The following is a 16,459-nucleotide window of genomic DNA, read 5'->3' as shown; positions in this document are numbered from 1 at the left end:
TAAACAATCATGAGGATCGGTAAGTTTTTAGTAAACATATTTAATTTTGTTTTCATGGCTAATACTTTTCATCTATTTGCACAAGTTGATTTCAGCTCAAAACAGATAATTGATGGTGTAGCAATTTTTCGTGATACCGCCGATCCTCTATTGTTTTATTATGAGCCTGGTAATTTAATTCTAAATACCACTGCAAATGGAGAGCCAGATTTCAACTTTTTAGATCTTCGTTATACAGGAACCAAATGTTCAAGTGATAGTGGAGAAAAGAAATTTATGAGTATTGTTCAATTTGGAGTAGCTATGCAAAAAATCCCTACTGAAAAACTCAAAAATATAAAGTCAGTTTTAAAGAAAAACGGAATTTATGCTCTTAGGCCTTTACCTATTTCGCACATTAATACAAGGCTAATTATTCCTGTTGAAAAAAACAACCAGAAAAGACATGAGCCAATTGAAAATGAAGGAGTTTTAGAAGCTAGTGATAAATCAGGTTTTAGTAGTTCAAATTCGTTTTGGACCAAAAGAACCTATACAATTCGTTTGAATCAATATGAATCACAATTATTAAACCAACAATTAAAAGATAATTTACTGGGTGTTAATTTAAACTATGTTTATCATTCGAATGTATCGGTTAATAACGAACAAATAATTGGGTCAAAAGAATTAGTTGAGAAATTTGAAAAAGACAGTTTAAATGACACATCTAAAAACATTCAAAATCGAGTTATTAAGAGTAATACATTGACCATAAATGTAAACACAAAAAAGTATCCCGACATTATTAAACAAATTGATTTAAACGAAGAAATACCTCCAACTTATGCAGCTATTGAAGTGAAATGTTATGACTTCAAGGAAAATTTACGTCCAGAATTATATATGAAAACCATTGAAATAGAAGCAACAAGTGTTTCCAATAATAAGAGAATCAAAATCAAAACTAAATTCAGAAAAAAGTATTCAGATTTATATGGTCAGTCAATTAACTTTCCTTATGCTATAAACATGAACGCTCCTATGCGCTATCGAATTACTGAAATAACTACAAATGGAAATCGAACTATATCAGAATGGATTGATAAACCAGAATGCAGTTCAATTATCGACATTACTTCCTCACAAAATGAGCAAAACATCAAAAACGAGATTATTGATATTGAAATGAATCCAACTATTTTTGAGGATGAATCCATCACAAAAGTTAAATTTAATCTACATTATTTTCAGCAAGAAAAGCAAAAAACAAAAACGTTAACCTTTTCAAGTAATGACGATTTACCCTTAAAATCAATCCGATTTGCACATGATAAAAACAGTTCTATTGCTTATTCAATTTCAAAGTACACTTCTTCAGATGAAGAGCTAATAATAGTTGATAAGGAAGAAATAAAAGAAAACTACATTTATTTCAACGATATATAATATTATCCTAGCCAACCTTCTCTATCTAAGCTTCTATATTGAATTGCTTCTGCAATATGAGATGTATTCACTTCTAAAGAGTTATCTAAATCTGCAATTGTTCGGCTGACTTTTAAAATTCTATCGTAAGCTCTTGCAGATAAACTTAATTTTTCCATTGCATTCTTTAACAAGGATTTACTTTCCTCAGATAATTTACAAAACTCACGAATTTGTTTGACAGTCATCTGAGCGTTATAATGAATATTTTCAAATTCTTTAAATCGCGCTGATTGAATTAACCTCGCTTTTATTACTCTCTCACGAATTGTAATACTATTTTCACCTTTACTTTCTTCTGATAATTTTTCGAAAGGAACTGGTGTTACTTCAATATGAATATCTATTCTATCTAACAACGGACCAGAAATTTTACTCATGTATCGTTGCATTTCTGCTGGAGAAGATAAAAACTGATTATTTTCATCATTAAAAAACCCAGAAGGACTTGGATTCATGCTTGCTACTAACATAAAACTACTTGGATAGGTGATTGTAAATTTTGCTCTAGAAATAGTAACTTCCCTGTCTTCTAAAGGCTGGCGCATTACTTCTAAAACCGAACGCTTAAACTCGGGTAGTTCATCTAAAAATAAAACACCATTATGTGCTAATGATATTTCTCCTGGTTGTGGATATTGTCCACCACCTACTAAAGCAACATCAGAAGTTGTATGATGTGGAGAACGAAACGGACGTTGATACAATACTCCAGAATCTTTTACTTTTCCAATAACAGAATGAATTTTTGTTGTTTCAAGGGCCTCTTCTAATGTCATTGGAGGTAAGATGGATGGTAATCGTTTTGCTAACATTGTTTTCCCTGCTCCTGGTGGTCCTATAAGAATAATATTATGTCCTCCTGCAGCCGCAATTTCCATGCATCTTTTAATCGATTCTTGTCCTTTTACATCAGCAAAATCAAAATTTAAATCATTACTGTTGGAATTAAAAACTTCAAAAGCATCAATTTTTGTTGGAACTAAAAAAACCTCTTCATTAAAATGATCAATTACTTCTTTGATATTTTCAACTCCAAAAACAGTCAATCCATCAACTATAGCAGCTTCTTTTACATTTTCCTTTGGTAAAATCAAATACTTAAACCCTTCTTCTTTGGCTTTAATTGCAATTGGCAATGCTCCTTTTACAGGCTGCAAGTTACCATCAAGGGAAAGCTCTCCCATGATAACATATTCGTCAATTGTTCTTGATTTTATCTGTCCAGAAGCTCCTAAAATCCCCACTGCAATAGTTAGATCATAAGCGGCTCCTTCTTTTCTAATATCAGCAGGCGCCATGTTAATAATGATCTTTTTCCCAGGTAATTTATAATGAACATTTGTTAAGGCTGCAGAAATTCGATATGAACTTTCACGTACTGCATTATCGGGCAAACCAACCAAATGATATCCGATTCCTTTGTCAATATTTACTTCAACGGTTATGGTAATAGCCTCGACACCGAAAACGGCCGAGCCATGCACTTTTACTAGCATATTTTTTCTTTTTACAATTTTATGCTAATTAAATAGTTTTTAACTTAACAAGCAAAAACATTGGGAAATTCATTAACACTTCACTTATATTGTTTAACAAAATTTTAAATATATTTGTCACTAAGTCTACCCCAAAATCAATAAAAAACCCTGTAAATTCAATTAAACAATTCTATTTGAAAAATATTTCATCCAAATATATGTTAAGGTTTTCCTTAATTGTTAGTGCATTAATTCATTTTAATATGTACTCACAAAATAGAGCTTCAATTTCTGGCACAGTTTCGGATGAATTTGGAGGGACGATTCCTGGAGCGAAAGTGAGCATTGAAGGAACTTCACTCTCAACATCTACTGATATAAATGGATATTATAAATTTAATGTTGAGGAAGGGGAATATGTTTTAAACGTGAGTTTTATAATGTATAATACTTTATCCAAAGCAATTAAAGTGAATGTTGGAGAAAATGCTCATTTAGACTTTACATTATCTGCAGGATTTTCAATTGATGAACCTATTTCATTAGGATCAAGAGCAAAGCCAAAGTCACTTTTAAAAACCACAGTACCTGTTGATATTATTTTTCCGGAGGAAATTTCAAATTCTTCACATATAGAGATTGGTCAAATTCTACATTATTTAGTTCCGTCATTCTATTCCACCCATCAAACTATTTCCGATGGTACGGATCATATTGATCCTGCGAGTCTAAGAGGATTAGGTCCAGATCAAGTTTTAGTTCTTATTAATGGAAAACGAAGACATTCAAGTTCTCTTTTAAACGTAAACGGAACTGTAGGAAGAGGAAGTGTTGGAACAGATTTTAATGCCATTCCAAAATCAGCGGTGGATAGAATTGAAATTTTGAGAGATGGCGCCACTTCTCAGTATGGTTCCGATGCAATTGCTGGGGTGATTAATATCATTCTTAAACAACAAACTGAAGTTATTAATTTAGATGGTCAAGTTGGTACTAACGATGCTGGAGACGGAAAAACACGATATTTTGGAGCGAATTTAGGATTAGAAATAGGAGAGAAAGGGTTTTTAAATATTACCGCGGAGTATAGACGAAGAGAAGCTACCAATAGAGCAGGAAAGTATACTGGTGAAGTATATAATAATGATCCTAGTGTAGACTCTCAATTGATTAATCAGAATAACTTTTTTAATTTAACAGGATTTACTGATCGCAGAGTAATGGAAATTGGTAATGCAGGAACACAAAATCTTAGTTTTTTCTTTAATGGTGAACTTCCTATAAGTGAAAAGACAAAATTTTATTTCAATGGAGGTCGAAATAATCGCCAAGGAAATTCAAGAGGTTTTTACCGTTTTCCAAAAGATGAAGACAGGGTTGTACTCGAGTTAAATCCAAATGGATTCTCTCCAAAGATCTTAACTGATATTCGAGATGATGCCATGACTGCTGGAATAACAGGAGTTAAGAATGATTGGAATATTGATTTTAGTCAATCTTTAGGAATTAACACTATAGGTTTCAATGTTGAAAACTCAAATAATGCTTCATTAGGCATTTCATCTCCGAGAGCTTTTAATTCTGGTGGATTTAGATATCAGTTGAGTACTACAAATTTAGATTTAACAAAAAACTATGATTATTTAAAAGGATTGAATCTTGCAATTGGAGGAGAATTGAGACTTGAAAATTATCAAATTATTGCTGGTGAAGAAGCTTCCTATATTGATGGTGGAAGTACATATATTGATAATAACGGAATGGAACAGCCAAGAATTCCTGGCGCCCAAGTATTTCCTGGAATTAGACCAGAAAATGCATTAAGTAGATTTAGAACAAATGCTGCTGCTTATTTGGATGTCGAATTAAATCCAACCGAAGCTTTACTTCTTAAAACCGCTGTGCGTTATGAATTTTATAATGATTTCTCTGGGCAAACTATATGGAAACTTGCTTCGCGATATAGCTTTTCTAACAACTTAAGTGCTCGTGCTAGTTTCTCAACAGGATTTAGAGCGCCTTCACTTCATCAGGTATATTTTCAAAATGTCAGTAATCAATTTATCGATGGTGAAATTAAAGAAGTTGGAACTTTTAATAGCGAAAGTGCTATTGTTAATGATGCTTTTGAACTAGATGATTTAAAACCTGAATTATCCAATCATTTTAGCTTAGGAGTTAGTGGTAAAATTGATAATACGTTTACCTTTTCTTTAGACGTTTATAAGGTTTCTATTAAAGATAGAATTGTTTTATCGGCAAGGCTAGAAGATGGTTTTGAAACCATACTCGAACCATTTAATGTAAGTTCAGCTCAATTCTTAACTAATGCAATAGACTCTAGTACAGAAGGTATTGATGCAGTGATTAATTTTAGAGATAAAATAGGGGAAGGAGAATTGTATGCATCATTAGCTGCAAACTTTAACAACACTAAAGTAGATAGAATCAACATAGAAAGTGGACAAATAGGAGGCATTAATGAAAATGCTATTTTCAATCGTGAAGAAGTCGCACGTATAGAATCAGCTCAACCTAACTTTAAAATAAACTCATTTTTCTCTTACGACTGGCGTAATTTTGGTTTTCAAATTCGTAACACGTATTTTGGTAAGGTTACTTATATACATCCGAATGATGGTGATCAAAATAACTGGGTACTAAATGAATTTACAGGAAATATAGAATCTAGAGATCAAACTTTTACTCCTAAAGTTTTGACAGACTTATCTATAAGCTATAAATTCAAAAATTGGATAAACCTTAGTTTTGGTGCAAATAATGTTTTCAATATATTACCAGATAAACACAAACATTCCGCAAATACAAGCCAGGGTAATTTTACGTATAGTAGGCGAGTTCAACAATTTGGAGTACAAGGAGCTCACTACTTTTTACGTTTAGATTTCAAATTATGACACAAGTAAGAACAAAGCTTCTATTTTTTGCACTAATCGCCCTTTTACACACCATAAATTCTTTCACTCAATCGGAAGAGGTAAAAAGAAGACAAAGAGCTTTGTTTATATTTAATTTTGCCGAACAAATTGGTTGGGTAAAAAATTTTAATAGTGATTTTACCATTGGTATTTTAGGGAAAGATCAGGTTTACTCAAACTTAAAAGACCTATCAAAATGGAGAAAAATTAAAAACAAATCTGTTAAAGTTAAACAGTTCTCTTCTATTAAAGACATTAAAAATGTTCAACTAGTTTTTGTAAACCGAAAATTTAATTACGACATTCTTTATCTTCTTCAAAAAATCTCAAATAAAAATATTCTATTAGTTACCGAAGATTATGGTTATAATACCTCAATGATTAACATCATGAGCGTTAACAATTCTTTTTCTTACGAAATAAATGAGCAATTACTTTCTAAAGAAAATTTTAAAATTGCCCCTTCATTAAAAAAATTTGCAATATCATCTTCGGAAAAATGGAAACAACTGTACAAGACGACCGAAAACGAATTAACGAAAGCAGAAGAGACAACCTCAAAACAAAAGGAGGTTATTGTAAATAAAGAACGAAAAATTCAATCTCAACAACAAACCATTAAAGTTCAGAAAAAAGAACTTACTGTTAAGGATGAATCTATCCAAGAACAAACAGAAGAAATTGAAAAGCTTTTTGATGAAAATGAGTTTCAAAAGAAAAAGTATAAAGAAAAGTTACTGATTGAAAAGAAACTTGAGAAACGAATACAAAAACAATTAGGGTCGATACAAAAACAAGAAAAAAACATTCATTTAATTAACCGTAAGATAAAGGAACAACGCAAAAAATTAGTTGAACAATCAGAAGACATTGACCTTAAAGAAACCATATTAAAAGAGAAAGATCATAAATTAAACACTCAAAAAACAATCAATTATCTTCTCATAGTTCTAGTTGGATTTATCTTATTAATTAGCTTTTTAATTTATAGAAGTTACGATACATTAAAACAATTTAACAAACAGCTCGCGATAAAGAACAATCAAATTCATAAACAGGCAGTCCAATTGGCAGCTAAAAACAAAGAATTAGAGCAATTTGCTCATATTACAAGTCATGATTTGAAGGAACCTTTAGCTTCTATTTTTAGTTTTGCTAACGAATTAGAAGAAAATCATAAAGAAGAACTAAGTGAAGATGCTAGTACGTTTGTAAGCTTTATAACCAGAGCTAGTAATCGTGGATTGCAATTTATTGATGCATTACTAGGTTACTTTAAACTCGGAAATTCAGAATCAACTGCGGATTTAATTAATTGTAACCAACTTATTTCAGATATAGAAACAGATTTATCGAGTCTTATATCAAGAAATAATGCTACGATAAATAAAGTAGAATTACCGATTATTAAAGGTTCTACAATTGAACTACGATTATTGTTTCAAAATTTAATTAATAACGCTATTAAGTTCAAAAAACCTGATACAGATCCTGTTATCAATATCTCTTATCAAAAGATTTCACCTGATAACAACCATTCATTTTATTGGAAGTTTTCGATTTCAGATAATGGCATTGGCATAGCAGAAGAACATAGAGAGCGAATATTTGTAATTTTTAAAAGACTTCATTCAAAAGAACATTATGATGGCACTGGAATAGGTTTAGCATATTGTAAAAAAATCGTAGAATCTATTGGAGGTAAAATTTGGCTTGAATCTGAAAAAGCCATCGGAACAACATTTCATTTTACTATTCCTGTTCTGTAAAATGTAACATAATTATAAGAAATCCCCATAAAACACACAGTAGCAAAAACTTATCTTAAAAGAGTTTTTGAAACAAATTTGAAACTACTATACATTAATAGACTATAATTTCGCGCTTGTAAAAAATGAGAATCTTAAGAGTAAAATATGCATTAAAATTACATTGGGGGATGAAGTTTTATGCGCAAATTAAGATTTAAATAACTAGAACAACAAGGCAGTTATGCTTTGTTGTTTTTTTATGAATTACTTTTAAGAAATAAAAAAAGTGCGATTTATTCACATCGCACTTTAAAATCTTTCGTAAAATATAATGAAGAATATATAATCCCCTAAAAAATCTTCACTAGTATTTCAATAAACCCCAAAAGACATTTTAAAATTATATAGATAGAGTCTTTTTCCCTTTCAAAATTGTTACAAATAAAAAAACCATTTTAACTCTTGAAAATCAATATCTTAACAGATTTTAATTCAATTAAGTTACATCAATAAAACTTTAGAACCTATGATCTTTTAAACTCATTTGGAGTTTTTCCAAACTTATTTTTGAATGCAGTAGAGAAATAATTTGGAGATGAAAAACCAACAGAGTAAGCAATATCAGCAATTGATAAGTCTCTATTTTCAGACAAAAATACCTTACTTTTTTCTAATCTTATGTTTTGAATATAATCGCTTATAGTTATTCCAAGTAAGGCTTTCGTTTTCCTGTATAACTGTACGCGAGATATATGTAACTCATCTGCTAAAATTTCAACAGAAAAACTTGAATCATCGAGATTAGCATTAATTAACTTGTTTATTTTATTGACAAATACAACTTGCTTATCTGACGCTTTGTCCTTTTCTTTTACAACATTCTGATTTGATTCATTAGAATTTAACTGAGAAAAGTATTTTTGAAGTTGCCTTCTATTATTTAGTAATGTTTCCACTGATTGTGATAAAACAGAAAGATTGAAAGGTTTGGTTAAGAACATATCAACTCCAGATTTCAGTCCTTTTAGATGAGCCTCATCAGTATTTAAGGAAGTCAACATAATAATTGGAATATGTGAAGTTCTTTCATCATTTTTAATAAACTCACAAATTTCAAAGCCATTTTTATCTGGTAAATTTAAATCGCTAATAATTATATCCGGAACAATTTCTAAAACCATATTCTCTACCGAAATTCCATCTGACTCAAACACATTGTAGTTTTTCTTCAGTTTACTTTTCAGAAAGAATCTTAGGTCATCATTATCTTCTATCAATAAAACAATATCTCTAGTATTTACTTCAAGTTTGTCTTCTATTTGACTTTTTGATTCTTCATTTTCTTTGAAAATATCGTCAGCTCTTAAGTCTTCAGTAATTATTAACTGATTTTTGTTGAAATGTGTTTCCCCTTTTGGTAATTTTATTGAAAAAATAATTCCTTTTTGCTCACCAGCTTGTACTTTGACTTCTCCTTTATGAAGTTTAACATATTGTTCTGTTAAATACAACCCAACTCCTGAAGTAGTTTTATTATAACTACTTTGCTGGTACAAGGGTAAAAATATTTGGTTTAAATCAACTTCGGAGATTGCTATCCCAGAATCCTCTACGCTTATAAAAACGAAATTCAAATCTTCTTTTATTGAAATTTGTATGACTCCTTCAAAAGTTGTCAACTTTATCGCATTTATGAGTAAATTATATATTCCTTTATAAATTAAATCTCTATCAATAAAAACACAGCTATCTATCTCATTATCAGTAAAAATAAAGTCAATCTTTTTCTTAGCCGCAGTACTTTTTAATTCACTGAAAATTTCTTTTACGAAATCGACAATATTTGTTTTCGAAATTTTTAACTCAAGTTCATCATTATACAATTTTCGCAAGTCTATTAAATGATTAATCATTTTAAGAAGTAACTTAGAATTATCTCGAATTAAATGAAGCTCTTTTGCATTATTCTTATCAGCTGACTCCAGTAAAAAGTCTGTAGATGAGAGTATTAAAGACGCAACTGTCTTAAAATCATATGAAATAGCATTAAAAAAATTAGATAAATCAATATTACGATACTTCTCTACATCCCCATGATACTTTATTTCTTTCATTCTATTTAATACTAGAATTAACTAAAAAAATTATATAAATATAAATTTGATTATTATTAATTTAATAATTACTTAAATTATCCATAAAAGTAAATCAATTTCGTTGTTCGCATATTGTTAGTATAAGAATTTTGTTTTATTCTTATGCTTGTGTAGGTCTAAAAAACACCTAAATAAATCTGATCCATAAGCAGAAACATCAACAAAGTTAATTCAATAAGTCTACAGAAAATCAATAGAATTAGCCTTAAAGTTAATACTATTAGTTCTTACACTTAGAACTATATTAATAAACTATCCACATAGAAAGTACATCTTTAAATTCATGCAAATTAAAACAAGGACATTTATAATACTTATTCAAAAATTAGTAATTAATAAAAGAGTACGTTTAATATTAATAATCTTGTTTAGTTCAAATTAAACACAAATAAACAAATGAGCTCAAATTGAATTAATTTTATGAAACAAATCAATCGTTGAAGTCATCATATAGTTGCTTTTGTGATTAATTATATAATAAGCTTGACGATCTAAATGGGACTATCAATAAAATCACCATACCTAAGTAAATTGCAAAACAACCAATTGATTAGATTATAAATTGACTTTCAAAAACATCATAACTCAAAATAAGAAATTATGTCACCTTCAGTATTTATATCTCCATAATCTTAATTAGATTTTTTGACACTACCGCGAGATTGTTTACTCCCACCGTTAAAACCTGATCCTCCTGAACCCGAATGCCAGTGAGCAGTATGCCAAGAACCATTGTGAAAGTATCTTCCATTAAAATTACTCGGTAACCTACTATGCCAACCACCATTATAATAATATCTTCCTTGATTTGACTGCCAACCGTTAGGAAATCCATTATTGTTGTTGTTAGAGTTTCCATGAGCAGTATGCCATGAGCCATTATGGAAATAAGAACCACTATAATTACTCGGAAGTCTACTATGCCAACCTCCCTGATAATAGTACTTTCCTTGATTCCATTGCCAACCCGAAGGAAAAGATCCGTGATTACCATTATTAGAGTTTCCATGCGCAGTATGCCATGCTCCGTTATAAAAATAGGTTCCTCTATAATTACTTGGTAATCTGCTGTGCCAACCTCTGTAATAGTAATATTTCCCTCTATTATATTGCCAATTAGGCGGATAACTTCCTTGATTATTATTTGAATTTCCATGAGCAGTTCTCCAAGTACCATTATGGAAATAGGAACCGTAGTAATTATATGGTAATCTACTATGCCATGCTCCTTGGTAATAATAATTACCTTGATTCCATTGCCATCCATCTGGATATGAGCTATTACCTCCATGAAAACCTTGTCCGTGGTCTGAGGAATTAGTCGTGTAAAGAGAACAGGAATTCAACGATATAATTATTAAAAAAGAGCTAACAACTATTTTAAGTGCATTTTTGTAATTCATAGTTAATATAGATTGTTTAAAGGAAAGTACTATAATATTTTGATAATTACAAGATATATTTTTAAATGTTAAAAGAATAGATTTTTTTAAACAAACTCATAATAAGCAACTATCTCAGTCGTCTTCTTGCATCTAATTAATTTTGAACTTGACTAGTAGATAGGTTTCTAACTCAAAAAAAATAAAACCGCACTTGTACAATTTTATTATAATTAAGCTATGTACTCAACTTTAAAATTACAATTCAAGAAATTAATTGTAGAGGTTTTTTTACTAATTAAAAATAGAATAAAAATTAAAGTAATCACTCACTAACTGTAGTATAAAAAAATGCAACGAACCAATTAATAGTTTGTTGCATTTTATAGTACGGGTGAAGGGAGTCGAACCCCCACGCCTTGCGGCACTAGATCCTAAGTCTAGCGTGTCTACCAATTCCACCACACCCGCATTGCTTAAATTTGGTCTGCAAATATACATAAAGAATTCAAAACACAAACGGAAATATACATTTTGTGTTATTTTTTTTATTCACTTAGAAATTGAAACATAAATTTCTTTAAAAATGAATTAACTTAGCCTGAAATAAATATTTACAATGCAAACCATTAAAGAATATATATCAACACATAAAGACAGATTTATTCAAGAACTTATTGATTTATTGACGATTCCTTCTATAAGTGCAGACACGGCTTATTCTCAAGATGTTTTAAATACTGCTGACGCAATCATGGAATCTTTAAAAAAAGCAGGATGTGATAAAGTTGAATTGTGCGAAACCCCAGGATACCCTATTGTTTACGGGGAAAGAATTATTAATGAAAGTCTTCCGACAGTTTTAGTATACGGACATTACGATGTTCAACCGGCAGATCCAATTGATTTATGGGATTCACCTCCTTTCAGTCCTATTATAAAAAAAACTGACATTCATCCAGAAGGAGCGATTTTTGCCCGTGGAGCTTGTGATGACAAAGGACAAATGTATATGCATGTAAAAGCATTAGAATACATGACTTCTCAAGGAAATCTTCCTTGTAATGTTAAATTCATGATTGAGGGTGAAGAAGAAGTTGGCTCTGAAAGCTTAGCATGGTTTGTTCCAAGAAACACCGAAAAATTAGCAAATGATGTAATATTGATTTCAGATACAGGGATGATTGCTAAGGATATCCCTTCAATTACTACTGGTCTTCGAGGTTTAAGTTATGTTGAAGTTGAAATAACAGGACCGAATAGAGATTTACATTCTGGTTTATATGGAGGTGCAGTGGCAAACCCTATTAATATTCTCTCAAAAATGATTGCTTCATTACATGATGAAAACAATCATATTACAATTCCTGGATTTTATGATAAGGTTGAAGAACTTTCACGTGATGAAAGAAATGAAATGGCTAAAGCTCCTTTTTCTTTAGAAGAGTATAGGAATGCTTTAGATATAGATGCTGTTTATGGTGAAAAAGATTACACAACTAATGAACGTAATTCAATTAGACCTACCTTGGATGTTAATGGGATTTGGGGAGGATACACAGGCGAAGGGGCTAAAACTGTAATTGCTTCAAAAGCATATGCTAAAATCTCTATGAGATTAGTTCCTAATCAAAATTGGGAAGAAATTACTCAGTTATTTAAATCTCATTTTGAAAATATTGCTCCAGCAGGTGTAAAAGTTAAAGTTACTCCGCATCACGGTGGACAAGGATATGTAACTCCTATTGACAATATTGGATATCAAGCAGCGAGTAAGGCTTATCAAGAAACATTTGGTGTTACTCCTATTCCACAAAGAAGTGGTGGAAGTATTCCAATTGTAGCATTGTTCGAACAAGAGTTAAATAGCAAAACTATTTTAATGGGATTCGGGTTAAACTCAGACGCTATTCATTCTCCAAACGAACATTTTGGTGTCTGGAATTATTTAAAAGGAATTGAAACCATTCCATTTTTCTACAAATACTTTGCTGAATTAAGTAAATAATAATCAAAAGGCACCAGATTATGGTGCCTTTTTATATCGATATATACCAAGTGGTTCGAAACCAAAGATTATTTTTCTTTTCTAACTCTAAAAGTGAACCCAAACGATAATCCAAACCAATTTCTATTTTATCTCTTTTGCTTAGTTTATATCCGAGATATGGACTAATCCTAGCTTCTAAATCCTTCTCATTAAACTGATATAGATATTCATTTGAAATTTTTAAATACCATTCTTTAACATCTACTTTTAAACCTTTCAGAGGTTTTTCAAAAGTAGCTCTATATCTTGTTCTATATTGAGGTTTCACAGTATTCTGAAAAAATTGTTCCATTCCTAAACGATGACCGATTTTCAAACCATCTAAATTTTGTACCATATTAAAGTGCTGTAATAATCGATGAATTATTTCGTCTCCCTCAATACGAATTATATAGCCCAAATTAAATGACTGATACACATTTGTTTTTATTGAAATAATTGAAGAAACATCTACTAAGTGATGAGAAAACATAAATGTATCCTTGTATAAATCTTCACGAGCTTCAATACTATTAACCCATTTGATAGAGCTAGATATTCTATTAGAAAAAGTTACTTTTGGAAGCCATCCAAAAGAGAAAGTACTTTGAGCCTTTAAACTTAATACTATTAGCAATAAAATAATTATAAAGATTTTTTTCACCTGTCTAAAATTGTAAATTGTCGAAGTTGTCTGGAGTAAATTTTAACTCTTTCAATATCCTTCCTCCCTTTTCATCAATTAATAATTCGTAAAGTTTATATGAAGAGTCCGTTTTACCCTTTAATACAATTTCATAATTAGGTTTTACAGAACATTCTTTCTTTATACAATTGGTAAGGTTTTCTAACTCTCTTTTATATTGTAATTGAATTTTTCTAATCTTAAATTTTCGAAAGCGTTTTTTCAAAGTTGAATTAATCTTATTCTGCGTTTCTTTTTCAATTTTAAAAAGTTTTGTTTCAATCTCCACATCTAAAATATTCCCTAGTTGATCAAATTCTAAACTGTGCTTTCTTCCATTAAAACACACTTTAGCTTCGAATGTTTTTCCATCTTGACTCTCCTCTAAATACCATTTAATCTTTTTCTTAAAGTTAACTTTACCCACAAATTCAATTGCTTTAAAAGGAACTTCGTGGGCCTTAATTCTTCGTTCCTTCTCAAATTTATATTGACCAGAAATTGAATTGACCATAAAAAATATAACTACAGTACAAATTTGAGTGAACCTCATTATTCTTCAGTTTATCACACAAATCTAAGAGAATATTGACTGATTTTCATGTACTTCTAGCCCATTTTAATTTTTTTTATAAATTTGCGTCAAAATTTATACTATGAGAAATAAAATTGCTTTTTTATCAGTATGTCTTTTGGCGTGTTTTTCTGTTTCGTTTGCACAAGATACCAGTTTAATGTATTTAACACTTTCTCCAGAATTAAAGAAAGATGCTAATGCCGTAATTCGAGACAATTACACCGAGATAACAATTGATGCAGTTGACAAAATGACTATCAAAGAAAGACGAATTACAACTGTTTTAAACAAACTTGGAAATAAACATGTAGACGCTTTTGCGAATTACGATAATGACACAAAAATTATAAATTTATCTGCTAAAGTTTATAACGCTTTTGGTAAAGAAATTAAAAAATACACCAAAAGTAAATTTACCGATGTAAGCGCTGTTGACGGAGGAACTCTTTACTCTGACTCAAGAGTAAAATACATTGAATACACTCCAACTGAATATCCTTACACCGTTGTATTTGAAGCTGAATATAAAACCTCTTCTACAGGTTTTATTCCAAAGTGGTACCCAATAAACTCTTATTATTTATCGGTGCAAAACAGTGAATACAAAATAATCAATCCAGAAAAGATTGAAACTCGTATTAGAGAACATAACTTCAAAGGGTATGATATAAAAAAAATGTCAGATAATGACATTCATTACATTGCAAAAAACATCCCTGCATTTGAATATGAAAACAATACTGTAAGCATTTCAGAACTTGTTCCAAGTTTAATTGTTGCTTTAAATGACTTCAGCTTAAAAGGAATCAAAGGAAGTGCAACGAATTGGAAAGAATTCGGGAAGTGGCGGTATGAAAATTTAAAAAATGGAAATGATATTTTATCTGAATCAGTAAAAAGTCTAATTCAACGAAAAGTTAATGGTGCGGAAAATGATATTGAAAAAGCTAAAATTGTTTATGATTTCATGCAAAATAGAACTCGATACATAAGTGTTCAAGAAGGAATAGGTGGATGGAAACCAATTCCAGCAGATGAGGTTCACAAAATGGGATATGGTGATTGTAAAGGATTAACCAATTATACAAAAGCCTTACTAGATGCAGTTGATGTAAAATCTCATTATTCTGTTATTTGGGCTGGCTCTGAAAAAAAGGATGTCATAGAAGACTTCTCTTGCATGCAAGGAAATCATGTAATTTTAAATATTCCTAATAATGGAAACGACATATGGTTAGAGTGTACAAGTCAAACGAAACCATTCGGTTTTTTAGGGGATTTTACAGATGATAGAAACGCCTTGGTTATAACTCCTGAAGGTGGAATTATAAAAAAAACACCATCGTATCTTAACGAACAAAATATTCAAAATTGTAACGCTAAGATTACCTTAGATAGCAAAGGATCAATAACTGCTGATGTACATATGAAATCAAAAGGTATTCAATATGATAATAGAGTTTTCATTGATAGTTATTCCACTGAAGATTTAATTAAATATTATAAATCAAACCTTTGGTCTTACAACAACAACCTAGAAATTAAAGATGCCAACGTTATTAATGATAAAAATAAAGTTTTTCTTAAAGAGGAAATTAAGGCCACGATTGCAGATTATGCAAGTTTAACAGGAAACGAACTCTTACTAAGAGTTAATGTATTCAATAAAAACTCGTTTGTTCCAAAAAGGTACAGAACTAGAAATCATCCTTTAAGAATTAATAGAGGATATAAAGATGTTGATCAATATACAATTACAATTCCTGAAGGATATAAAATAGGCTATCTTCCTGAAAAATATGAACTAACGAATAAGTTCGGTAGTTACACTATGGAAATAAAAAAAATAGATGATAAAACTATAAGCTACAATAAAACTCTCTTAATTAAGGAAGGTACATTTCCAAAAGAAGATTATAAATTATATCGAAAATTTAGAAAACGTATTGCAAAACAAGAAGGTTTAAGAATTGCACTACAAAAATTATAATA

The 16,459-nt window shown here is 30.3% G+C and carries 10 protein-coding genes and 1 tRNA gene; 5 read left to right on the top strand and 6 right to left on the bottom strand.

All coding sequences use genetic code 11. The annotated features are described in order from the left end of the window. The first annotated feature begins 54 nt into the window (after positions 1-54). Positions 55-1,428 carry a hypothetical protein gene (locus BTO06_RS02070; RefSeq protein WP_100923736.1) on the top strand — a complete coding sequence of 458 codons (1,374 nt, stop codon included), beginning with the start codon at positions 55-57 and terminating at the stop codon, positions 1,426-1,428. Positions 1,429-1,430: 2 nt separating this feature from the next. On the opposite strand, the gene BTO06_RS02065 is transcribed toward BTO06_RS02070, so the two are convergent. After that, the gene (locus tag BTO06_RS02065; protein ID WP_100923735.1) at positions 1,431-2,966 is read right to left on the bottom strand and encodes a YifB family Mg chelatase-like AAA ATPase; all 1,536 of its coding nucleotides are present in this window, start codon (positions 2,964-2,966) and stop codon (positions 1,431-1,433) included. A 176-nt stretch (positions 2,967-3,142) separates the two neighbouring features. Here BTO06_RS02065 and BTO06_RS02060 point away from each other — a divergent pair, with 176 nt between their 5' ends. Next, positions 3,143-5,866, top strand: a complete 2,724-nt coding sequence (locus BTO06_RS02060) for a TonB-dependent receptor (RefSeq protein ID WP_232731499.1) — start codon at positions 3,143-3,145, stop codon at positions 5,864-5,866. After that, the gene (locus BTO06_RS02055) at positions 5,863-7,656 is read left to right on the top strand and encodes a YfiR/HmsC family protein (protein WP_100923733.1); all 1,794 of its coding nucleotides are present in this window, start codon (positions 5,863-5,865) and stop codon (positions 7,654-7,656) included. The genes BTO06_RS02060 and BTO06_RS02055 overlap by 4 nt, the downstream gene beginning before the upstream one ends. Positions 7,657-8,162: 506 nt before the next feature. Here the strand turns inward: BTO06_RS02055 and BTO06_RS02050 are convergent. The 3 genes from BTO06_RS02050 to BTO06_RS02040 form a co-directional block, all read right to left on the bottom strand. Then, the gene (locus BTO06_RS02050; protein ID WP_100923732.1) at positions 8,163-9,752 is read right to left on the bottom strand and encodes a hybrid sensor histidine kinase/response regulator transcription factor; all 1,590 of its coding nucleotides are present in this window, start codon (positions 9,750-9,752) and stop codon (positions 8,163-8,165) included. A gap of 674 nt (positions 9,753-10,426) precedes the next feature. Then, positions 10,427-11,197 carry a hypothetical protein gene (locus BTO06_RS02045; RefSeq protein WP_100923731.1) on the bottom strand — a complete coding sequence of 257 codons (771 nt, stop codon included), beginning with the start codon at positions 11,195-11,197 and terminating at the stop codon, positions 10,427-10,429. A gap of 368 nt (positions 11,198-11,565) precedes the next feature. Beyond that, positions 11,566-11,647: transfer RNA gene (locus tag BTO06_RS02040), tRNA-Leu, on the bottom strand. Between the two features lie 148 nt (positions 11,648-11,795). On the opposite strand from BTO06_RS02040, the gene BTO06_RS02035 reads away from it, so the two are divergent. Continuing rightward, complete coding sequence (locus BTO06_RS02035; RefSeq protein ID WP_100923730.1) at positions 11,796-13,184, top strand: dipeptidase; 1,389 nt, start codon at positions 11,796-11,798, stop codon at positions 13,182-13,184. A 31-nt stretch (positions 13,185-13,215) separates the two neighbouring features. On the opposite strand, the gene BTO06_RS02030 is transcribed toward BTO06_RS02035, so the two are convergent. Then, the gene (locus BTO06_RS02030; protein WP_157811710.1) at positions 13,216-13,869 is read right to left on the bottom strand and encodes a DUF2490 domain-containing protein; all 654 of its coding nucleotides are present in this window, start codon (positions 13,867-13,869) and stop codon (positions 13,216-13,218) included. 4 nt (positions 13,870-13,873) lie between these two features. Continuing rightward, positions 13,874-14,443 (bottom strand): hypothetical protein, encoded by a 570-nt coding sequence (locus BTO06_RS02025; RefSeq protein WP_157811709.1) that lies wholly within the window; start codon positions 14,441-14,443, stop codon positions 13,874-13,876. A 103-nt stretch (positions 14,444-14,546) separates the two neighbouring features. Between BTO06_RS02025 and BTO06_RS02020 the strand changes: the two genes are divergently transcribed. After that, positions 14,547-16,457, top strand: coding sequence for a DUF3857 domain-containing protein (locus tag BTO06_RS02020; protein WP_100923727.1), 1,911 nt, complete (start codon positions 14,547-14,549; stop codon positions 16,455-16,457). The last annotated feature ends 2 nt before the right edge of the window (positions 16,458-16,459 follow it).

Origin of the sequence: Tenacibaculum sp. SZ-18, assembly GCF_002813915.1 — a bacterium.
GTDB lineage: Bacteria > Bacteroidota > Bacteroidia > Flavobacteriales > Flavobacteriaceae > Polaribacter.
This window is presented reverse-complemented; position numbering and strand designations above follow the sequence as displayed.